The 20,379-nt window shown below is 33.7% G+C and carries 18 protein-coding genes; 11 read left to right on the forward strand and 7 right to left on the reverse strand.

Translation table 11 applies throughout. From position 1 onward, the window contains the following. Window positions 1–10: 10 nt before the first annotated feature. The 5 genes from B0E44_RS17875 (at window position 11) to B0E44_RS17895 (ending at window position 6,515) form a co-directional block, all read left to right on the forward strand. Entirely contained in the window at window positions 11–970 is a 960-nt protein-coding gene (locus B0E44_RS17875; protein ID WP_077378779.1) for a type IX secretion system membrane protein PorP/SprF, read from the forward strand. Between the two features lie 290 nt (window positions 971–1,260). Then, entirely contained in the window at window positions 1,261–2,448 is a 1,188-nt protein-coding gene (pgk, locus tag B0E44_RS17880) for a phosphoglycerate kinase (RefSeq protein ID WP_077378583.1), read from the forward strand. Window positions 2,449–2,921: 473 nt separating this feature from the next. Further along, a complete protein-coding gene (locus B0E44_RS17885) occupies window positions 2,922–4,976 on the forward strand; it encodes a LysM peptidoglycan-binding domain-containing protein (protein ID WP_077378586.1) in 2,055 nt (684 codons plus the stop codon). 45 nt (window positions 4,977–5,021) lie between these two features. Next, entirely contained in the window at window positions 5,022–5,993 is a 972-nt protein-coding gene (locus B0E44_RS17890) for a DUF4837 family protein (RefSeq protein WP_077378589.1), read from the forward strand. 75 nt (window positions 5,994–6,068) lie between these two features. Beyond that, window positions 6,069–6,515, forward strand: coding sequence for a GNAT family N-acetyltransferase (locus tag B0E44_RS17895; protein WP_077378592.1), 447 nt, complete (start codon window positions 6,069–6,071; stop codon window positions 6,513–6,515). A gap of 103 nt (window positions 6,516–6,618) precedes the next feature. Here the strand turns inward: B0E44_RS17895 and B0E44_RS17900 are convergent, their stop codons facing one another. The 3 genes from B0E44_RS17900 to rnpA form a co-directional block, all read right to left on the reverse strand. Next, window positions 6,619–8,256, reverse strand: a complete 1,638-nt coding sequence (locus B0E44_RS17900) for a S41 family peptidase (protein WP_077378782.1) — start codon at window positions 8,254–8,256, stop codon at window positions 6,619–6,621. A gap of 2 nt (window positions 8,257–8,258) precedes the next feature. Continuing rightward, window positions 8,259–9,083 carry a DUF4349 domain-containing protein gene (locus B0E44_RS17905; protein WP_077378595.1) on the reverse strand — a complete coding sequence of 275 codons (825 nt, stop codon included), beginning with the start codon at window positions 9,081–9,083 and terminating at the stop codon, window positions 8,259–8,261. Between the two features lie 89 nt (window positions 9,084–9,172). Further along, window positions 9,173–9,553, reverse strand: coding sequence for a ribonuclease P protein component (gene rnpA / locus B0E44_RS17910; RefSeq protein WP_077378598.1), 381 nt, complete (start codon window positions 9,551–9,553; stop codon window positions 9,173–9,175). Between the two features lie 243 nt (window positions 9,554–9,796). Here rnpA and B0E44_RS17915 point away from each other — a divergent pair, with 243 nt between their 5' ends. The 3 genes from B0E44_RS17915 (at window position 9,797) to B0E44_RS17925 (ending at window position 12,374) form a co-directional block, all read left to right on the forward strand. Then, window positions 9,797–10,531 (forward strand): 1-acyl-sn-glycerol-3-phosphate acyltransferase, encoded by a 735-nt coding sequence (locus B0E44_RS17915; protein WP_077378601.1) that lies wholly within the window; start codon window positions 9,797–9,799, stop codon window positions 10,529–10,531. A gap of 13 nt (window positions 10,532–10,544) precedes the next feature. Next, window positions 10,545–11,531, forward strand: a complete 987-nt coding sequence (locus B0E44_RS17920) for an acyl-ACP desaturase (RefSeq protein ID WP_077378604.1) — start codon at window positions 10,545–10,547, stop codon at window positions 11,529–11,531. Window positions 11,532–11,720: 189 nt separating this feature from the next. Further along, the gene (locus B0E44_RS17925) at window positions 11,721–12,374 is read left to right on the forward strand and encodes an HD domain-containing protein (RefSeq protein WP_077378607.1); all 654 of its coding nucleotides are present in this window, start codon (window positions 11,721–11,723) and stop codon (window positions 12,372–12,374) included. A gap of 71 nt (window positions 12,375–12,445) precedes the next feature. Here the strand turns inward: B0E44_RS17925 and B0E44_RS17930 are convergent, their stop codons facing one another. Continuing rightward, window positions 12,446–12,841, reverse strand: coding sequence for a hypothetical protein (locus tag B0E44_RS17930; protein WP_077378611.1), 396 nt, complete (start codon window positions 12,839–12,841; stop codon window positions 12,446–12,448). A gap of 215 nt (window positions 12,842–13,056) precedes the next feature. On the opposite strand from B0E44_RS17930, the gene B0E44_RS17935 reads away from it, so the two are divergent. The 3 genes from B0E44_RS17935 to B0E44_RS17950 all read left to right on the forward strand — a co-directional run bounded on the left by B0E44_RS17935 (window position 13,057) and on the right by B0E44_RS17950 (window position 16,662). Beyond that, window positions 13,057–13,638 (forward strand): TIGR00730 family Rossman fold protein, encoded by a 582-nt coding sequence (locus B0E44_RS17935; RefSeq protein ID WP_077378614.1) that lies wholly within the window; start codon window positions 13,057–13,059, stop codon window positions 13,636–13,638. A gap of 216 nt (window positions 13,639–13,854) precedes the next feature. Next, window positions 13,855–14,592, forward strand: a complete 738-nt coding sequence (locus B0E44_RS17940) for a hypothetical protein (protein WP_077378617.1) — start codon at window positions 13,855–13,857, stop codon at window positions 14,590–14,592. Window positions 14,593–15,117: 525 nt separating this feature from the next. Then, complete coding sequence (locus B0E44_RS17950; RefSeq protein ID WP_077378623.1) at window positions 15,118–16,662, forward strand: hypothetical protein; 1,545 nt, start codon at window positions 15,118–15,120, stop codon at window positions 16,660–16,662. A gap of 44 nt (window positions 16,663–16,706) precedes the next feature. On the opposite strand, the gene B0E44_RS17955 is transcribed toward B0E44_RS17950, so the two are convergent. The 3 genes from B0E44_RS17955 to B0E44_RS17965 all read right to left on the reverse strand — a co-directional run bounded on the left by B0E44_RS17955 (window position 16,707) and on the right by B0E44_RS17965 (window position 20,219). Continuing rightward, complete coding sequence (locus tag B0E44_RS17955; RefSeq protein ID WP_077378627.1) at window positions 16,707–18,095, reverse strand: hypothetical protein; 1,389 nt, start codon at window positions 18,093–18,095, stop codon at window positions 16,707–16,709. 70 nt (window positions 18,096–18,165) lie between these two features. Beyond that, window positions 18,166–18,795, reverse strand: coding sequence for a chloramphenicol acetyltransferase (locus B0E44_RS17960; protein WP_077378630.1), 630 nt, complete (start codon window positions 18,793–18,795; stop codon window positions 18,166–18,168). Window positions 18,796–18,962: 167 nt separating this feature from the next. After that, the gene (locus B0E44_RS17965; protein ID WP_077378633.1) at window positions 18,963–20,219 is read right to left on the reverse strand and encodes an OmpA family protein; all 1,257 of its coding nucleotides are present in this window, start codon (window positions 20,217–20,219) and stop codon (window positions 18,963–18,965) included. Window positions 20,220–20,379 lie beyond the last annotated feature (160 nt).

Here is a 20,379-nt window from a genome sequence, read left to right on the forward strand (position 1 = left end):
AAAAATTAAAATGAAAAAGATCTTAATCAGCATTTTCCTTTTGACTGTAACAGCAAGTTACAGTCAAGAGTTGAATGTACCTGTAGCGACACAGTATTTGGCTGATAATCCTTATGTTATTTCACCTAGTTATGCTGGTATTGGAGATAACTTTAGAATTAATCTCAATGGTTATAAACAATGGGTTGGTGTTACCGACGCTCCAGAAAGTCAGGCTTTGTATGCCGATTTTAGAGTTTTAGACCAATCGGGTGTGGGTTTGACTTTGTACAATGACTCCAATGGAAACACCAAACAAACAGGAGGAAAACTTACCTTTGCACACCACATTATTTTAGATTATTATTCGAAACAATACCTTTCGTTTGGTCTTTCGTATATCTATAATTCTTTTCGAATTGATGTTGGGAATTTAACTCCTGGAAATCCTGATCCGGACATCACTGATGATCGATCAACTGCCAATAATAACTTTGAAGTAGGCTTTCTTTATCGAAACAAGGGTTTCTATGCGAGTGCAACAGCGACCAATATTTTGCAAAAAAACCTTGATTTTACAACCACTAAGCTTGAACCGAATTTGCTTACCAATTACCAATTGTATACAGGTTATGTTATCGATATTGGTAATAGAGCAGAGTTAGAGCCTTCTGGCTTTTATCAATTATTTCAAAGTGATGGTCGTTCTAGTACGGATTTAAACTTAAAATATAGAAAGTTCAATAGATATGAAGATTATTATTGGATAGGGGCTACCTATCGTTTTCTGAACGATCAAATTGGTAAGCCATTAGGCGTTGGTCCTATGGTAGGATTTACAAAAGGGGTTTTCTCTATGGGTTATTCATACCAAGTGACACTAAATGATTTAGTAGCTTATAATTCGGGGACGCATTCCTTAACGATAGGATTTAGATTCTTGCAAGGGATTAGTAATTGCCCTTGTACACAAAGCCCGGTACATGAATAGGTAATAATTTTTTAAATACATAAAAACACAAATTAGTTCTGGTTTACTGGAAATGATTTGTGTTTTTTTTTTGCTCTGTTTCTAATAGAAGTTACGTATGTGTGTTTTACCGCAAGACTTTATTTGGTTAATTCGTATTAAGTTTAGTAACTGTAAATTGTTTTGAGTTTATTTTGAATTTACATCGATTTCGTTAGTAAATTCATAATTTTTTTAGAATTTTGAAATTTAATACTTATTTAAAAGTTATATCTTTGTTATTCTTTCAAAAACAACTAAAAAAAAGAACCATGAAGACTTTGAATAACTTTGATTTTAATAATAAAAGGGCAATAATAAGAGTAGATTTTAATGTTCCTTTGGACGAAAATTTTAATGTAACCGATGTTACCCGTATTGAAGCTGCAAAACCTACTATAGACACTATCTTGTCACAAGGAGGAAGTGTGATTTTAATGTCGCATTTAGGGAGACCTAAAGGAGCACAAGACAAATATTCTTTAAAGCATATTCTAAAAACAACTTCAGAAATTTTGGGAGTTCCTGTTCAATTTGCTGCCAATTGTGTTGGTGCAGAAGCTCAGGATGCTGCTAAAAACTTGAAAGCAGGACAAGTATTATTATTGGAAAATTTGCGTTTTCATGACGAGGAAGAGGCTGGAGATGTTGCTTTTGCAAAAGAATTAGCTTCACTTGGAGATATTTATGTAAACGATGCTTTCGGTACTGCACACAGAGCACACGCTTCGACAACTATTATTGCTCAGTTTTTCCCAACTAGTAAGTGTTTCGGATTGTTATTGGCTAAAGAAATTGAAAGTTTAAATAAAGTTTTAAAAAATAGTGAAAAACCGGTTACTGCTGTTCTTGGTGGTTCTAAAGTTTCTTCAAAAATTACGGTAATTGAAAATATTCTGGACAAAGTAGATCACATGATTATTGGTGGTGGAATGACATTTACATTTGTAAAAGCATTGGGTGGAAAAGTGGGTGATTCTATTTGTGAAGATGATAAACAAGAATTGGCACTAGAAATTTTAAGATTGGCTAAAGAAAAAGGTGTTCAAATTCACATTCCAGTGGATGTTGTTGCAGCCGATGACTTTTCGAATACAGCAAATACGCAAATTGTGGATGTAAGAGAAATTCCAGACGGATGGCAAGGTCTTGACGCGGGACCAAAATCATTGGAAAACTTTGAAAAAGTCATTATGCAATCTAAAACTATTCTTTGGAACGGTCCGTTGGGTGTTTTTGAAATGGAAACATTTGCCAAAGGAACAATTGCATTAGGTAATTTTATTGCTGCTTCTACTGCTAACGGTGCTTTCTCTCTTGTGGGAGGTGGAGATTCTGTTGCTGCTGTAAAACAATTCGGTTTTGAAGAGAAAGTGAGTTATGTTTCTACTGGAGGTGGTGCTATGTTGGAAATGTTAGAGGGTAGAATCTTACCAGGAATTGCTGCAATATTAGACTAAAAGTATTGATGTTGTCATCGATGCTTATCTCTTGAATTTTTAAATTGTTAGTTATACATTTTAAAAATCAATTTAACCTTTAGTTGCTTTATTTGCGACTAAAGGTTTTTTGTTTTTGGATAGTATACTAGAATACAATACTTTACGTTAGTAAATAAATGCAAACTTAATAATGTAGCTGAATTTCTAAGCTTCAATTTTTTTAAATAACTCCCCTTATTTTAATTGTTTTTAATTTCAAAATTTGGCTTTTAAGTTTTTGATTTAGTTTTTAATGAGTTGTTTGTGTTGATTTTTAAATTAAATTTTTTACATTTTTGAACTTATTTGCTTACAAAATTTAAAAAACTAGGTTAAATGTCGAATTTTTTTGTATTTTTAACATTATTTATGATTCAAATTGGAAAATACATTCTAAGTTTGCAATAAATGATTTGTAATCGTTTGAATAATAGCGAATTGAAATTACAGTTATGACGATAAAAAATACCACCCTATCTTTTTTTCTTTTGCTTTCTTTTGCAGTATTTTCACAGAATTCTGTAGAGAAAACCGACATGGTTAATGTCGAGAAACCTATTTCCTTTTTAGATTCTATCAAAAATTCATTTGTAAAATACGATCGTACTGTTAAAACGGATAGTCTGTGGATGAATCAAATTGGTAGTACTCTAGACATATACAATGATTTAGAAACAGAAATCAATACGGTTAATATTGATAAAGATATCGACAAAGAGTTGCCTACGGAATTGTTGAAAGAACGACTGGCAGTGATGGATGCTAAATCTCCTTTTAACATCGAATACAATCAAGGGTTAGAAAATTTAATAAAGTCCTTCCTTAAAAATAGAAGAAAAGCATTTGCCAATCAAATGGCTGTTGCCGAGTATTATTTCCCTCTTTTTGAAGAGGCATTGGCCAAACTAAACGTCCCTTTGGAAATTAAATATTTAGCCGTAGTAGAATCGGCTCTTAATCCAAAAGCGGTTTCAAAAATGGGAGCTACAGGATTGTGGCAGTTCATGTATCACACCGGTAAACAATACAAGTTGGATATTGATACTTACGTTGATGAAAGGTCTGATCCTTTAAAATCTTCTGCTGCTGCAGCTCAGTATATGACTAACATGTACACTATTTTTAACGATTGGGATTTGGTTTTGGCTTCTTATAATTCGGGACCAGGAAATGTAACCAAAGCGATTCGTCGTTCTGGAGGTCAGCAAAATTTTTGGAACATCAAAAAATACCTTCCACAAGAAACCCAAGGATATGTTCCCGCTTTTCTTGCCACAATGTACATTTACGAATACCACAAAGAACACGGTATTGTTCCCAAAAAAGCTTTAGTTAGACATTTTGCTACCGATACGGTAATGGTGAAAAAAGAAATGTCTTTTGCTCAAATTTCCAATTTATTAGACATACCAATTGAGCAATTACAAGCACTAAATCCTTCCTATAAACGCAATGTAATTCCTAATTATGCTGGTAAAAGCCATTATCTGACTTTACCTTCTTGCAAAGTTGCAGTCTTTACTTCCAATGAAGATAAAATTTATGCTTATGTTCAAAATGAAATGGACAAAAGAGAGAAGATCAATGAGGGAAGAAAGTCTAATTTTATCAAAGATTCTACAGCTACTGCATTAGCATCTAATACCAAAGTCAAATATTATAAAGTGAAGCGTGGTGATAATCTTGGTGATATTGCAAAACGGAATGATGTAGCAGTATCGGATTTAAAAAAATGGAACCGCCTCAAAGGAAATTCAGTTGCCGCAGGTAAATCATTGAAGATAATCATAGTAAAAGATTCGGATTCAAGCAGTGTTCTATTGGCTTCAAACAATGAAAAAAATAAAGCTCTAATAGTAAAAGATAATACGAGTATTGCAAGCAAGGAAAATAAAGCAACTGTAGATAAAAAAGATACACTTGTTGTCAATGCAACAAATTTCTATACTGTTCAAAAAGGAGATAATTTAAATACTATTGCCAAAAAACACAATACGACAGTAGCAGAGATTAAAGAATGGAACCATCTTACTTCGCAAAATATAAAATTAGGTGCTTCATTGCAAGTTAGTAATATTGTACCGGTTCCTAATGAAACGACTGTTGCAGTAGCAGCAGTGACTCCTGAACTTAAAGATATTCAATACGAAGTTCAAAAAGGAGATAATCTTGGAAGTATTGCTAAGAAGTTTGGTTCATCTTTAACCGATCTGAAGCAATGGAATAATTTGCACTCAAATAACATAGTTGTTGGTAATTCATTGGTAGTTGCTAAAAACGAAATTGCAATCAACACTAACAATGCTACTGTAGATTCTTTTAAGAAAAAAGACATCACTACTGCTTCTTCTAAAAATGACGACAGCAATTATTTAGTTCAAAAAGGAGATTCCTTGTTTAGTATTTCTAAAAAATACCCTGGAGTTACGGTATCCGATTTGAAAAAATGGAACAATATTACCGGTGATGACTTAAAACCGGGAATGGGATTGAAAATAAAAGGATAATTGAATAAACTGCAGTATATTTGAAGTCTATTCAGACTTTTTAATATGAATAAAACTGCTATATTATTTCTATTTGTTGTTGTGATTTTTTTTTCTTGCTCTAAGAAAAAAGAAGATAGTTCCAGACATTCTACAGGCAAGATTAATTCCATTTCTATTGTGATTGATAATCAATTATGGAATGGTGTTGTTGGAGATAGTATTAGGAATAAATTTGCAAGTCCTGTTGAAGGCATGCCAAAAGAGGAGCCTATTTTTGATATCAATCAATACCCAACAAATGTAATGGAGGGTTTTGTAACCAAAAGTAGAGTTATTATTGTCATAAAGAAAGGTACTGAGAATCGTTTTGTAGTGAAGAAAAACCAATACGCTACTCCACAAAATGTATTTCATATTACTGGTAAATCAGTTGCAGCACTTTTGGAATTAATTGAAAAGAAAACTCCAGATATAATCCAAAGTATCAAAAAAGGAGAAATAGCTGCTCACTGGGAATTGCTGAAAGACTCTGTTGTAATTCCAAAAACACTTCAAAACCAATTTCAACTTGATCTGAAAGTTCCAAAGAGCTTTTCTTTTAGTATTAAAAACAGTAATTTCGTTTGGCTAAAAAGAGAGTTTTCCAGTGGAAGCTCTTGTATTCTGGTTACACAATTTCCCATTAGCAAAGTTAATCTTGAGGGGAATGTTTTGAATCAGGTTGTAAAAATTCAAGATTCTATTGGTGCAGCCTACGTTAAAGGAGAAGAACCTTTCTCAAACATGTATGTTGATACATCTTATCCACTTTATCTTTCGAAAACTACTTTGGATGGGAAAATGACATATGAAACAAGAGGGACATGGCGTTTGAAAGATAGTTTTATGTTTGGTCCTTTTGTAAGTTATCTTATAGTTGATCCTAAGAAGAACAGAATGACTTACCTCGTTGGATTTTGTTATGTTCCTTCCAAAGATAGACGAGATTTCATGCATGAATTAGAAACTATTTTAAAAGAGACAAGGATAAATTGATTTGTTTTTGAATAGTAATTGTTTTGAGCTTTATATTTGCAAGCTTAAAATCAGAAAATAATAAAGATTCCAAGAATGACTATAGAATGGAAAATAAAGCCTTTTGAGGCGCTATCAGTAAACGAATTGTATGATATACTCCAATTACGAAGTAGGATCTTTGTAGTGGAGCAAAATTGCGTTTATCTTGATCTTGATGGCAAGGATAAAGTCGCTTTGCATCTTTTTGGAACTTTTGATGGTAAAATTGTGGCTCACGCGCGACTTTTCAAATCTGGAATTTCTTTTGATAATGCATCTATAGGAAGGGTAACGGTCGATCCAGACTACAGAGACCGAAAATGGGGGCAAGCATTAATGAAAGAAGCTATTGCTGGTATTTTGGAACACTTTGGCGAAAGACAAATTACCATTGGAGCGCAATTGTATCTCAAAAAATTCTATGAAAGTCTTGGTTTTGTTCAATCCAGCGAAATGTATCTGGAGGATGATATCCCGCATATTGAAATGATTAAAGAGTAATTTGCGTCACTTTTTAGCAGTTATATAAATATTAAATTGGGTTATTTTTGGATTAGTTATAACCAAAAATAACCCAATTTTATTTCATCAATTGATGGTTATCTCAGATTTTCAAAATTGAATTATACTCCGCTGCAGCGTTTAAAATGCTGACCGCTTTCTTAATTTCAGGATTATTTTTGATGTAATAATCATAAAGACCTTCTTGATATTGATAACGTTTGATAATTTCATCCAGTAATAAACCTTTAATCTCTTTTTGGTTTTTATCCAATAATGCATTTTCTGACTTCTGAAGTGCTGAAAGCAATTGTTGATATTCTACAGCAATTGATTCGTCCAGTTTTTCTTTTTTGGCAGTCGCCAAAGTGTTTTTTAGGGCCACTTCGGTCTCTGTGTCAAAAGTTATTTTTTGGATTTTCAGATACTGTTTGAAATCGGCATAATCGGCATCAGTGATTACTGGAATTTTTGTGCCTAAATTTGGATTTTTGTAATAGTAGGAAGTGGCAAAATTAAAAATACCATCGTTTTTTAATAAGGCATTCGCAATCGGACTAGTTTTGGTTTCTTCCATTTCGATGTCTGGCAAAACACCTCCACCATCATAAACGGTTCTTCCTTTTCTGGTTTTAAAGGTGTTGTAGTTTTTTGCATCGGTTCGGGTAGCCACGCCGTTTTTGTCTTTATGTGCATAATCCAATGCTTGGATGCATCTTCCCGAAGGAGTGTAATAACGTGAAATCGTCACTTTTAGTTGTGTTCCATAAGTTAATTCCACAGGTCTTTGTACCAAACCTTTTCCAAAACTACGACTTCCTAAAACAACAGCACGATCCAAATCCTGCAAGGCTCCCGAAACAATTTCGGAAGCGGAAGCGCTTCGGCCGTTAATCAAAATCACCAATGGAATAGTAGTGTCTATAGGTTCTTTGGATGTTTTATAGGTGTTGTTGTGTTTTTCTATTTTTGACTTAGTTGTTACAATAATCTCATTTTTTGGAACAAATAGATTGCAAATATTTACGGCTTCATTCAATAATCCACCTGGATTTCCTCTTAGATCCAAGACAATTCTTTCGGCACCTTCTTTTTTTAATTGTTCCAAAGCTTCTCTGGTTTCAGTTGAGGCTTTTCTGTTGAAATGATCCAATACGATATAGCCGGTTTTATCATCAATTTTGGCAAAATAAGGAACTGATTTGATTTCCACTTCGTCCAATACAATTACAGTGGTATTGGTTTTACCCTGACGGATGTATTTGATGTCGATCTTGGTGTTTTTGGAACCTTTCAATAATTGGGAAGCATCATCTTTGAAATCGGCCAAAGGTGTGTCGCCTATTTGAATGATTTCGTCGCCAGCTTTGAGTCCCGCTTTATCGGCTGGAAAATTTTTATAAGGCTCTTTTATGATTAGTTTGTCGTCTTTTCGGGTTATCAATGCTCCAATTCCGGTATATTCACCCGTATTGTTGATTTTGAATTTGAGTACTTCCTGTTCGTTAAAATAAACGGTGTAAGGGTCAAGCGAAGCCAGCATTCCTTTGACGGCATTGTTCATCAACTCTGCAGGGGTAGTTTCGTCGACATAATTTTTGTTCAATTCCTTGAATAGCGTCGTGAAAATTTCCAATTGTTTGGCAATCTCAAAATAGTCGTCTTTGAAGCTTACCCCAACAAACAAAAAGACAGAGGCAACAACTGGAATAATGATTTTTTTTTGGAAAAAGGTACCCATGATTATATGTTTTTTTTCTTGAAACGTTTTCTTATAAAATAAAATAGAGCCATTGCTATAATAATAAAAGGCCAAATTTCCAGTAATCCTAAAAAGAAGCTTGAAATACCATAAAATCCGGATTTAAAGGCGTTCCATACTTTAGCTCCATAGGAAATAGTAACGCCGCTTTCTTCTGCAATTGTTTTATAAAACTCTATCGTAATTGTGCTCAAAGAGACTTGGTTTTGCATGTATCTCAATTGGCCTTCTTTGGCTTCAATTTCTTCTCGAATAGCCGAAAGTTGTGCTTCAATAGCTAACATTTCAGACATTTTTGTTGCTTTTGCCAAAAGTTCAAGATACCTGTTTTCCAGTTTCTTTTTGGCTTTCAATCGGGCATCAATGTCAATGTATTCTTCGGTTACATCTTGTGAACTAATCTCTTTATTGTCAAAATAAGTGACCCCAGTTGAAATGTTTTTTATGAAAGAATCAAAATTTTCACTTGGGATGCGAACCGTTATTCTTCTGTAAATGGAAGCGTATTCTTTTCCTTCACTATCATTTTGTATGAAGGCTTTTCCTTTTTTTACAGCAATCTTTATTTGTTCATATGTGGTTTCTAAATTATCGGTTTCAAATCTAAGATTACCAGTCCTGATTATTTTTTGTTCAATGATTTTGTTTTCGGCATTTGGAGCTCCAGAACCGTTGCCTGCTTCAGAAATCATTTTTTTTGACGATAATTTTACTGCCTCTACTGATATTTCTTCAGCTGCGGCATCAGCTTTTTTACAGCTTAAAAACGTTAAAAATAAAAGGACGACAATTAATTTTGATTTCATAGGGCTAATTTATTTTTAAAAATACAAAATTAATTTAGATTTCAGCTAAGCGGTAAGGCTGCTGTATAAAATGAATATTTATTGGACAGTTATTCTTCTTTTTTTATCTGCAACAAAAATTTTTCAAACAACTGAATGGTTTTGGTGTTGATTTCCTCATAAGACAATCGGTCTTTGCTTTGGTAGAAAAACATAATCGAATAGGGTTGATCCAGATTGTTCAGGAGCAAATGCTTGTTGAGTCTGTAGGTTTCACGTAATAGGCGTTTGAAATAATTACGGTCAACCGCTTTTTTGAAATATTTTTTAGAAACCGAAACTCCTATTTTTATTTTTTCGCCTTCGCCAAAAGTTCCCGGATTGTAAACCAATCGCAAAGGATATTTAGAAACCGATTTGCCTTCGGTAAATAGTAATCCAATAGCTATTTTGCTTTTGAGTTTTTCGTTTTTGGGATAGGTGAAGTTCATTTTATTAAATACGCTGAGTTATATTAGGCGCAAAGGTACAATTAATGTACAGTCATGCAACAGACCATTTGGAAAGCTGTTGGGTATAGAATAGAGTCAAAAGTTTCGATTTTATTAGAATTATAAATGATAAATTTTTTGTAACTTTCTGTTTCGCAAACAAATATGTTTGAATTGATTAATTGCTGGAGTTATAAATAGTGCTAAAGATATATTTCTTACTTTTGTGGCAAATTTAAAAGTATGCAAAAGTTAATTTCGTATCCCTTATCTTTTATTGTTTTAGTGTTAGTACTGTTGACTTTGGTAGTGTTTCACCCAATTCAATGGATTTGTTTACACGTATTTGGTTACCAAGCGCATAAAAAAAGTGTTGATTACTTGAATTTTATATTACTGAAAATCGTTATCATTTTAGGAACGACTTTTAGTTTCGAAAATACAGAAATAATACCAAAAGGAGTTCCGGTGATTTTTGTTGCGAACCATCAGAGTTTGTATGATATTATCGCGATGATTTGGTTTTTGAGAAGATCTCATCCCAAATTCGTCAGTAAAAAAGAATTAGCAAAAGGAATTCCAAGTGTTTCTTATAATTTAAGACATGGAGGATCGGTAGTTATAGACAGAAAAGACCCAAAGCAAGCCATACCTGCCATCAAAAAAATGGCGGATTACATTGAAAAGCATAAGCGTTCAGCGGTGATTTTTCCAGAAGGGACACGCAGTCGCAATGGAGTACCAAAAGAATTTGCGCAAACGGGTTTGAAAATTTTATGCAAGAATGCACCATCGGCTTATATTGTTCCCATCAGTATCAATAATTCGTGGAAACTCTTAAAATACGGAACTTTTCCATATGGTTTAGGAAATCATATTACCTTTGTAGTGCATGAAGCATTCGCTGTAAAAGATTTTGAGTTTAAGGATATCATGCAAAAGACTGAATCAGCAGTCGTAAACGGAATAAAAATTTAAAAATTTATATATAATGTCTATAAAAAATATTCGTCTAGAAGTTATGCAATTTCTAGAAAACAAGGTAGAAGGATTTATGGAGCAGTATCTGATACCTGTAGAAAGTATATGGCAGCCTTCTGATTTTTTACCTAATTCCGAAAGTGATAATTTTTTGGAAGAAGTAAAAGAACTTAGAGAAATCTCCAAAGATTTGCCTTATGATTTTTGGGTAGCCATGGTAGGAGATATGATCACAGAAGAAGCTTTGCCAACTTACGAAAATTGGTTGATGGAAGTGGAAGGGGTAGATAATCTGGAGAGAAATGGTTGGGCTCAATGGGTTCGTCAATGGACAGGAGAAGAGAATCGTCACGGAGATTTGCTGAATAAATACTTGTATTTGTCAGGTCGTGTAAACATGCGTGAAATCGAAATGACCACACAACATTTAATCAATGATGGTTTTGATATTGGAACAGGAAGAGATCCGTATAAAAATTTTGTTTATACGAGTTTCCAGGAGTTAGCTACTTATGTTTCTCACAACAGAGTGTCACAATTGGCAAAAAGTTATGGAGATAAGAAATTATCAAAAATGTGTAAAATGATTGCAGGCGACGAAATGCGCCATCATCATGCGTATAGTCATTTTGTTACTGAAATTTTCAAAGTAGATCCAAGCGAGATGTTGCTTGCTTTTCAATACATGATGAAAGCCAAAATCGTGATGCCAGCTCATTTCTTGAGAGAGTCCGGGAATAAAATTAGTTCGGCTTTCGAACATTTTTCAGATTCAGCACAACGTATTGGGGTTTATACCGCAAACGATTATGTTGAAATCATGCAAAAATTGATTGATAAATGGGAAATTGATAAGCTGGCTGGTTTAACAGACGAAGCTGAAAAAGCCCGTGATTACCTGATGAAGTTACCGGCTAGAATGGCTAGAATCTCTGAACGATTGGTTATTCCTAGTGAGTCATTTCAATTCAAATGGGTAGAACCGGCGAGATTATAGATTTAAGATTGTAGAATTAAGTATTAAGATTGCAGACCCGAGCGATAGCGAACTGGCATAGCAATTAAGAATTAAGATTTTTTGACATTGCCATTGTAATTGATTTTTGCAATTGAAATTGAAACAACATTGCTGATTTTTGAGGTTTAGACTTTAAAAATCAGCATTTTTTATAAACAAGAACAGCAAATGAGTAACCTAGATTTGATAAACAAAACCATCCTTTTTGTAAAAGAACAATTAGCCAATGCCGAAGGAGGTCACGATTGGTTTCATATTCAAAGGGTGTATAAGAATGCATTGTTAATTGCGAGAGGAGAAAACTGCGACGAAACCGTTGTTAAACTTGGTGCTTTGCTACATGATATAGCCGACAGTAAATTTCATGCTGGTGACGAAACAGTAGGGCCAAAAGTGGCTCGTGAGTTTTTGGAAAGTGAAGGTGTTTCGGAAACTATAATTTCACATGTTATCCAAATAATAGATAATATCTCTTTTAAAGGAGGAAAAACTGAAAAGACCTTCTCGTCAATAGAATTGGATATCGTTCAGGATGCAGACCGTTTGGACGCTATAGGAGCCATTGGGATTGCCAGAGCGTTTAATTATGGGGGATTCAAAAACAGATCTATGTATGATCCTCAAATTGCACCAAATTTACAGATGAGTAAAGAAGAATACAAAAAAAGTCAAGCTCCGACAATCAACCATTTTTATGAAAAGTTGTTGTTACTAAAAGACAAAATGAATACTCAAACGGGTAAAGAAATTGCTGAACAAAGACATCAGTATATGCAGGGATTTTTGGCTCAGTTTTATGCCGAATGGGACGGTGAATTGTAGTTGGCAGTAGTCAGTTTTTGAGTGTTCAGTATGAAACTGATTACTAAAAAAATGACCACTGATCACTTATTTTAAAGGCCTTTCTCTTTCATTTCCAGAATCACATCCGAAGCATTCTTAAAAGTAGGTGCTTGTTCGATAATACTTCCCACACGTTTTTTGTTCAGTTTGAAGGTAATGTCATTTTCAGTGGTGAACAAAAGTGCCGTCAGGAACGGATTGTTCATATAAGGAGCCAAAACAATAAAGGCTTCATCAAGCGTATGAAAACTTTCAATTTCCTCCGTTTTGTATCGTGCCGTAACCGAAAGACTAAAAACTCCGTCATTCAAAACGGGACGAACATAGATGTTCTTCAAATCAGTGTCGCCTATGGTTTTGGCCAAAGTCAATTTGGCGTAGGTTTTATCAGCGATACTTTGTTTTACTTTTCCCCAAAACTCGGCAAATACAGGTTCAAAAGACATAAATTTTATTTTTAGGTATTATGGAAAGGCAAAATTAAGTTTTTGAAACCAAACAAATCGTTTTTTATCAGAAGATAATGAGAAATATTAGGTTTTAAGAGCAATAATACTGTTGCTTATTCTGATGGTTAATGTTTATATTTGGATTTAAGAATATATGAGTTTTATAACATGTATAACTTTTTACAAATGAATTTAATTCTAAAATAAAAAGGATGAAAAGAATAACCGTATTCTGTGGTTCAAGTTCAGGAACAGAAGAAATTTACACCTTGCAGGCAACTTTGCTTGGAGAAACATTCGCCAAACGAAATATCGAATTAGTCTATGGCGGTGCCAACGTTGGACTTATGGGAGCTGTTGCCAACGGCGTTTTGAATAATGGCGGAAAAGCAATCGGTGTTTTGCCCAATTTTTTGAGATCAAAAGAAATCGCCCACAAACAGCTAACAGAATTGATTTTGGTTGATACCATGCACGAAAGAAAGACCAAAATGAATGATCTTTGCGACGGGGTAATCGCATTGCCGGGTGGTTTTGGAACGTTGGATGAGCTTTTTGAAATGCTGACTTGGGGACAGCTCGGATTGCATAAAAAACCGATTGCCATTTTGAACGTAAATGGTTATTATGACTCTTTAATTCTTTTTATACAAAATATGACGGACAAAGGTCTTTTGAAAGAAGTAAATCAAGAAATGCTTTTGGTTAGTGATACTATTGATGATCTTTTGGATAAAATGGAAAATTACATTCCGCCAACTGTTGGGAAATGGATTGATAAGAAAGATATTTAAAGGCCGTTAATGAAAACTAAATCAAGCGGAAAAAATAATCCATTGCTTTTTATGGAGTTAGCTGAAATATTTATCGGAGATTTGCAGTGAAATTAAATTTCCTATTGTGGGTTTTTTGATTACATTTAAATTTTTAGAAAAAGATTTTCAGAGTAAGGATGTACTAGTGGTTTTAAGCAGCCACAGACTCACAACAATTGATTCAAATCAATCAAAATGAAGAAAGATACCCATTCGACATATTCAATGCCAACAATTGAGGATTTTAATCCGCATAGTCAAATAAAGAAAGCAGATTTATTACCCGATCCGGAATCGCGTTTGGATTCTATGGAAAATAAAGAAAAGCCTATTTTGAATTCCAATATTCCGTTTAGAGACTTGACAAGCCCTGAAAGTAAACGTGAAAGCATACATCAACTTATTGATAAACTCGATGTTGAAACGAGTATCAGATACCAAAGAACAATAGAAGACACTTATTGTAATGTGTATTCGTATGATTATTGCCATTTCTGTAAAGTGTATTTGCCAACGGTTTGGTGGAAAGAAGAAGCACTAGAAAAAGTGTTGGATGGACAGGAAGTAGAAGCTGTTTTTGAAGAAACCGTTGACCGAATTTATTCCAGTGCCATACACGATTGGTTCTTAGAATGGGGTGAAAGCTTTGGTTGGAAAAGAATGTTTTCGGTCGATGAAATGCAATCTCAAGTGAACGAGAATGGCGGAGTTGGAATCATTTGCGCCAAAAGAAAAATAAAAGGACTTTCTGGACATATCGTTCCTGTTGTTCCCGAAACGGATTTGCATCAAGCATATCGAGAGAATGGACTTGTCGTTTATCCACTGCAATCACAAGCAGGAAAGGAGAATTACAACTACTTTTCGGAGGTTAGGAAAGATTGGTGGAATGATGAATTATATTCTTCTCATGTGTTCTATTATCATGAATAAATCTAAGCCATAAATCTTACAATTTGACAATTTTGTTTTGTTGTTGATTTTCAATGAATTAACTTCTTGGAAATATGGTAATAATGCGCTACTTTTGCAACTCAGAAAAAATGAGGGTAGCAAAAGTTACAATAGCGCTATTCATCTTCGTAAATTATTGATATAAAAGTGATTAATAGTAATAGTGATTTTATAACCCCATTGTAAAATTTTACTTTTTTCACAAACATTCAGCCGATACAAGTGCAAAATTTCTGAGACTGAAATCGCAAAGAAGAAATTTTCTTCCAATAAAAAGAAAAAAGCTCCCGATAATTATTGGGGTGACAACCAAATTTTGAATATTATTTCGGAAGAAATATAAATTCCTATAAATTAAAAAATAATATAATGGATTTAACAATTTGTTTAATCCCTTAGAAGAATCGTCTCTGTTCTTCATTTAACAGATAAAAGATTCTTATTTCCGAATAAAAATAAAGACTTTAAAAAGTTCAATTAACCATAAAAAGAAAATTAGTATAAATGAAAGACAATCAGGCAAAAAAATATTATTGGGGAATAGGATTGGAAAACGAAACCTACATGCAATTTGAAGAATCCCTAATAGTTTCTGGTGAGTTTATACAAGAAAAAATTGGTTTTGAGAAATACAGTATTGATTATAGAAAATGCTATAAACCGGAAAGTTTAACTCCAATTTTGAAAAAAGCTTTTGGCTTAAAGGAAAACTACAAAGTAAGCCGAATGATTAACAGTCATTCGCTAGAAAAACTAGATGTAAACTATCAGCACAAAACATTATCGGCAGTAAAGTCATTAGCAGGAGCCACAGAAACTGCGGAGGCGAATCCACAACCACTTGAAAATCCCGAGTATCTTGGGAAATCCATCATGGAACTTTTCCTAGAGGAACAGCCGTACAATATTCAGAGTATGATTACCCAAAGAAATAAAACAATGGGTTCGGTACATTTTGATGGTGATTCTATCGAATTTGTAACCAAATATTTTGAAAACCGAACAATAGCCGATTCCTGTAAAGAACTAAAAGCGACCAAAAAATTGTTCCTTGATAAAATAAATGAATCAGCTGTTTTGAACGGTAAACTTAATTTTCCCGATTACAATAACGGCCTTAATATGTTCATGACCAATCAGGAAAACTTGGTTTTGTTTAACAATGGAACGTATCATTTTCACATTACTTTGCCTTCCTTAACGGAAGACAGCAGAATTGTAGATTATAATGAGTTTGAAAAAACACATGCCAATGCTATTTATTTACTGCAGTGGTTTGAACCTTTTTTTATAGCAACTCTTGGAAGCCCTGACATTATGGGTGTGATAAGTGATAAATACAGTTTGGACAAAAAATTCACTTTGGGTTCTATGCGGAATGCAATGTCTCGTTATATTGGTGTTGGAACATATAATAAAGCAATGCCAAAAGGTAAAATTCTAACCTATAATGTAGATGATTTTAGAAAATTATTAAAGTTCGAAAAAGAAGAAAATGTTTGGTGGAGAGATCAGATTGAAGCGGATATGGAATATGAAATGCTTTCGGAAGTGGGTCTTGATTTTAATCAGGAGAAAATGTACCAAAGCGGTTTTGAATTTAGAAGCTTTGATGAGTTTCCGGCAGAGTATTTAAATGATGTTCTTTTTTCGATTATTCTGATCTGTGAGCATTCTTTAAACCTGCCAGATGTTCAATGGGGGCATGATAGTACGGCTTGGAATAATTTAGTTTTTAAAACTTTAAAGAATGGTTATTTAACCGAAATCAACGAAGCCGAGAAGAACGAAGTTCTGAATTTATTACAGTTATTGAATCCGTCAGATTCTGATTATAACACCCTAAAATCCGAATTTGAAAGTATCATAATGCTTGATGCCTTTTTCTTCAAAATTCTGGCTGTTCTGCATGATAAATACAAAGACAATAATGTTTGTTTGAATTCCATGTGCGGACAAAAAACAAATTTTCCTCCAAAATGGGATAACTTTAACAAATACCAAACAGAAAGGCATTTGCAGCAAATTGGGTCTTTTTGCGAAAATTAATTTTTTTTTGCGATTATGATTTAATGATTACTGATGGATTTGATCTAAAAATTACGCTCAAATCCATCAATAAACTTACGCATGGCATATTGTTTAGCATAAGCATCATAATATCCCAAAATATAGTAGTTTTTGTATCGCATAATGCTAGGTAAGGTTACTTCGGAATGTTCCTGCTGAAAGCCGGAAATAAAGTCGATGGCAAGTGGTTCCTGATCCTGTTTGGTGCGGTCTAATTTTTTATCGTAGATACTTTCGAAATACAAAGTTGTTGGAACGTAACGATACAGTAAATCACCAATATCGTTGCCTGTAAATGAATTGATAACGTCTGTAAATTGAATATTACCTGTTCCTCCAAATGTGAGCAAAATAGCTTTGGGCGTTTTGTAAACCGTTAATCCCACTTCCAAATAAACTAGCTGATCCAAAAAATTGGAAGTGCTTTTTATTTCTTTTGCCTTTTGTCCTGCCAATTGTAACCACAAAGGAGAACTTTTAAAAGGAATGGTTTCGGTTTGCGCAACCGCAATGCTTTTTATGGTGTCAGCTGTTTTGTAATCTTTTATTTCAAACAACAATTCTTCAGCGTTGATTTTGAATTGGTATATTTTGCCCTCATGGTAATAGGAGTTGGAGAGGCTAACATAATTTTTGGTTGACGCCTTTGGAAAGTTTTTTTCTTGAATTTCAAAAGTGATAAGGTCAATTTCAAAAGCTTGAGTCTCATTATCGTTATGGTCTAATGTGAGAAGTAATCGGTTTTTGATAGCGTACAGTTTTGTTTTCTGCGTGCCTTTGAATAAAGGATTGAACTTATTGGTCTCTATTTTTTGAATGGGACAAACTTCCAGAATTTGGCTGAACGCTAAAGCTTGTTTTTTGCTGTTTTGAAATTTAAACGAACTGAAATCCAGTGTTTTTTCTTCTTTTTTACCGTTTTTTAAAACATATAAAATCAATTTTTGTTCAAAGTGTTTCTCAGCAAGAATATAAAATGTGTTGTTCTCCTGAAATTGTGTAATAACGGTTTGATTGAAAAAAGGCAATTCATAACTAAAAACTGCCATAGTGGTTTTGGTGTTCAAATTGTATTGAACAGCCAATACTTTGTTTAAATCGGTGGTAGACCAATAAAGAGTCGGGTTTCCTTCGTCATCAAAACTATATCCTGCCAATTGTCTGTAGGCAATATCGGGTCTTGGCAGAGAATATTGATTGGTCAGGAATAATGCACTATTGTATTTTAGTATTGTAAGCGTTTCTTTGTCGGAAATAAATGCAAATACGTCATGAGTGTCAATGTTTTCTGCATTTACAATTTGTCTATATTCTTTAGATTTTTTGAGCTCTAATGGAAATGTTGCTAATACGGTTTGGCTAAAAAGGAAATGACCTTGTATTAGTATAAACAAAAGAATGAATTTTTTCATGTTAGGTATAGAGTATCAGATTGTTTTTTGGATAAATTAGCAAAAATTGTTCCGTTTTTTATTTTACAATTTACTGATTCATTATTGCTTGGAAATAATCCACCATTTGGCCTACGTGCATGGCATCCATCAATCCGTGATGTGCATGTATTGACATTGACATTTTCCTTTTTCCTTTTTTGGACACCGTCATTTTTCCAAAAGAAATTTTGGGACAACTATCAGGAAAAGTCATGTTGCGTGCATGCGAAAGCGAAGTAAAATCCAGCCATGGGATTGCCGAAAAATGAATGACATTATCGTCTTTAAATTCCCTTGTAAACAGCCCTGTTGTGTTTTGAATTCGTTCAATTTCCACCTTTGCAGTTTGTTCAAAAATAGAATAATCGGGATGGTATTCTATTAAAGAAAATCCAAAAGTACCATCAGCACGGCTTATCGTTGCCGAGCCATCGATTCGGTCATGAACGTAAATATGGGTGTTCTCGATTCGATATTTAAAATTTTCAAAAGCATTTACTGCCATCAAAGTTTTGTGTAAATAATAAATAAAAAAGGAAGTGTTTAGTGTTTTTGAAGTTTCATAAGCTTTTGTGCACTCTATGGTCACGTTAACTCCAAAAAAAGGTTCTTGCATTTGTTTAAAGAAAAGGAAATGTTCTTTTCTATTCCAACTGTCTAGGTCTAAAAGCGTTTTCATTTTTTTTAGTGTTTAGGATGTTCCAGATCTTTAGTGTCGTGAACGTTTTGAGGTAGTGGGTTTAATTTTAAAACCTAGCTAAAATACTAAATAAAAAGCATTTTTAATAAAATAAAAAAGCCTCAAAAGAAATTTCCTTTGAGGCTTTTAGTACTAATTTGATTTGTTTATTTTACTTTGAAAGTAACTCTTCTAACCAGTTTTCGCGCACCATCTGAATCTTTTTCAACAGAAGAATCTTCACCAGCAGCAACAATATTTAATCTGGAAGAATCAATTTTAGCTTTTACAAGAATATCTTTAACGCTGTTTGCTCTTGCGTTTGATAATTTATCGTTATAATCCGATTTTCCAATTTCATCAGCGTGACCAATAATATCAACGGAAGCCGATGGATTGTTTCTTAAATAAGTTAGAATAAAGTCAATTCCTTCTGTAGAAACATTGGTAGGTTTTGACTTTGCAAAGTCAAAATAAGTTGTAACATATCCTTCGTTGATTAAGTTACGAATCAATTCGTTATTGCTCAATAAAACAGTTTGATCCGCTTTTTTGCCATACGTTTTCTCAAAGTAACGTTCTATTTCATCTGGGATATTATTATTATTCAAATCAATGGCTCTACCTTTGTTATCTACCATTACACCCGAAATAGTGTTTGGTTCCGTATCAAGATAATCAACTACTCCATCGCGATCTGTATCTTGCATTTTGGTATCAATATCGTTTAGTCTTTTATTGATCATGTCAAATTCATTTTCATTATCAACAATCCAGTCAGCATGTTTTGCATTAGATCCCAAATACACGGTCAAACCTACTGTACCATTGAAAAGAATTCCTGAAAAACCTCTGTTAGGCGTTTGACTTGCTGCATCAAAAGTTCCGTCATGACCTGCACTAAGAATGGTCGTGAAATCACCTGTTAGCGCTATATGTTCAGATAATTTGATTTGTCCTGTTACACCAGCTAAAAAGTTACCTGTTCTGTCTTTGAATGAGGAATTCTGATCTTCTAATTGCGCTACACCAAAGCCAGCGTGCCCTAATAACCCGATAGTTTTTGTCCAAGTTTCAAAACTCATAATTCTCCCTAAATTGGCAACCCCTTGCAAAGCTACTCTGTAATATTTAGTGTCAAAATCTGCAGAATTGTCTCTTTCTTTAAAACTATTATAACCAAAATCAGCTTTCAGACCGAATTTGTTATTAAACATGTATCGAACACCAAAATCAGCAACAAGTGGACTGGGAGTCGATGTCGAATAGCCTAAAGTCATAGGTCTTTGTGGTTTGTTAACACCAGCTCCTAGTTCAATGGACCATTTATTGAAGTCAATTTTTGGACTTTTTTCAGCTTCTGTTTGAGCACTCAAAGTTGCTATACCAGAAGCAAAAACCAACGTAAATATAATTTTTTTCATAATTTCATAATTTAAATTCGCGACAAACGTACATTAGAAAGTATGTTGAAAAATTTTAACCCGTGAATTATGAAAAGATCCGTTTTAGTTATGTAAATAATAACAATTAGTGTCTTTTTTATAGGATTTTTTCCATAAAAAAACAGAGGTTTTGTTTTAA

The organism is Flavobacterium sp. A45 (assembly GCF_002001005.1).
In the GTDB taxonomy this organism is placed as follows: Bacteria; Bacteroidota; Bacteroidia; order Flavobacteriales; family Flavobacteriaceae; genus Flavobacterium.

What these genes read in the sequence shown, in the direction of transcription:
- B0E44_RS17875 (WP_077378779.1), top strand. Translation starts at nt 11, where the DNA reads ATGAAAAAGATCTTAATCAGCATTTTCCTTTTGACTGTAACAGCAAGT.
- pgk (WP_077378583.1), top strand. Translation starts at nt 1,261, where the DNA reads ATGAAGACTTTGAATAACTTTGATTTTAATAATAAAAGGGCAATAATA.
- B0E44_RS17885 (WP_077378586.1), top strand. Translation starts at nt 2,922, where the DNA reads ATGACGATAAAAAATACCACCCTATCTTTTTTTCTTTTGCTTTCTTTT.
- B0E44_RS17890 (WP_077378589.1), top strand. Translation starts at nt 5,022, where the DNA reads ATGAATAAAACTGCTATATTATTTCTATTTGTTGTTGTGATTTTTTTT.
- B0E44_RS17895 (WP_077378592.1), top strand. Translation starts at nt 6,069, where the DNA reads ATGACTATAGAATGGAAAATAAAGCCTTTTGAGGCGCTATCAGTAAAC.
- B0E44_RS17900 (WP_077378782.1), bottom strand. Translation starts at nt 8,256, where the DNA reads ATGGGTACCTTTTTCCAAAAAAAAATCATTATTCCAGTTGTTGCCTCT.
- B0E44_RS17905 (WP_077378595.1), bottom strand. Translation starts at nt 9,083, where the DNA reads ATGAAATCAAAATTAATTGTCGTCCTTTTATTTTTAACGTTTTTAAGC.
- rnpA (WP_077378598.1), bottom strand. Translation starts at nt 9,553, where the DNA reads ATGAACTTCACCTATCCCAAAAACGAAAAACTCAAAAGCAAAATAGCT.
- B0E44_RS17915 (WP_077378601.1), top strand. Translation starts at nt 9,797, where the DNA reads ATGCAAAAGTTAATTTCGTATCCCTTATCTTTTATTGTTTTAGTGTTA.
- B0E44_RS17920 (WP_077378604.1), top strand. Translation starts at nt 10,545, where the DNA reads ATGTCTATAAAAAATATTCGTCTAGAAGTTATGCAATTTCTAGAAAAC.
- B0E44_RS17925 (WP_077378607.1), top strand. Translation starts at nt 11,721, where the DNA reads ATGAGTAACCTAGATTTGATAAACAAAACCATCCTTTTTGTAAAAGAA.
- B0E44_RS17930 (WP_077378611.1), bottom strand. Translation starts at nt 12,841, where the DNA reads ATGTCTTTTGAACCTGTATTTGCCGAGTTTTGGGGAAAAGTAAAACAA.
- B0E44_RS17935 (WP_077378614.1), top strand. Translation starts at nt 13,057, where the DNA reads ATGAAAAGAATAACCGTATTCTGTGGTTCAAGTTCAGGAACAGAAGAA.
- B0E44_RS17940 (WP_077378617.1), top strand. Translation starts at nt 13,855, where the DNA reads ATGAAGAAAGATACCCATTCGACATATTCAATGCCAACAATTGAGGAT.
- B0E44_RS17950 (WP_077378623.1), top strand. Translation starts at nt 15,118, where the DNA reads ATGAAAGACAATCAGGCAAAAAAATATTATTGGGGAATAGGATTGGAA.
- B0E44_RS17955 (WP_077378627.1), bottom strand. Translation starts at nt 18,095, where the DNA reads ATGAAAAAATTCATTCTTTTGTTTATACTAATACAAGGTCATTTCCTT.
- B0E44_RS17960 (WP_077378630.1), bottom strand. Translation starts at nt 18,795, where the DNA reads ATGAAAACGCTTTTAGACCTAGACAGTTGGAATAGAAAAGAACATTTC.
- B0E44_RS17965 (WP_077378633.1), bottom strand. Translation starts at nt 20,219, where the DNA reads ATGAAAAAAATTATATTTACGTTGGTTTTTGCTTCTGGTATAGCAACT.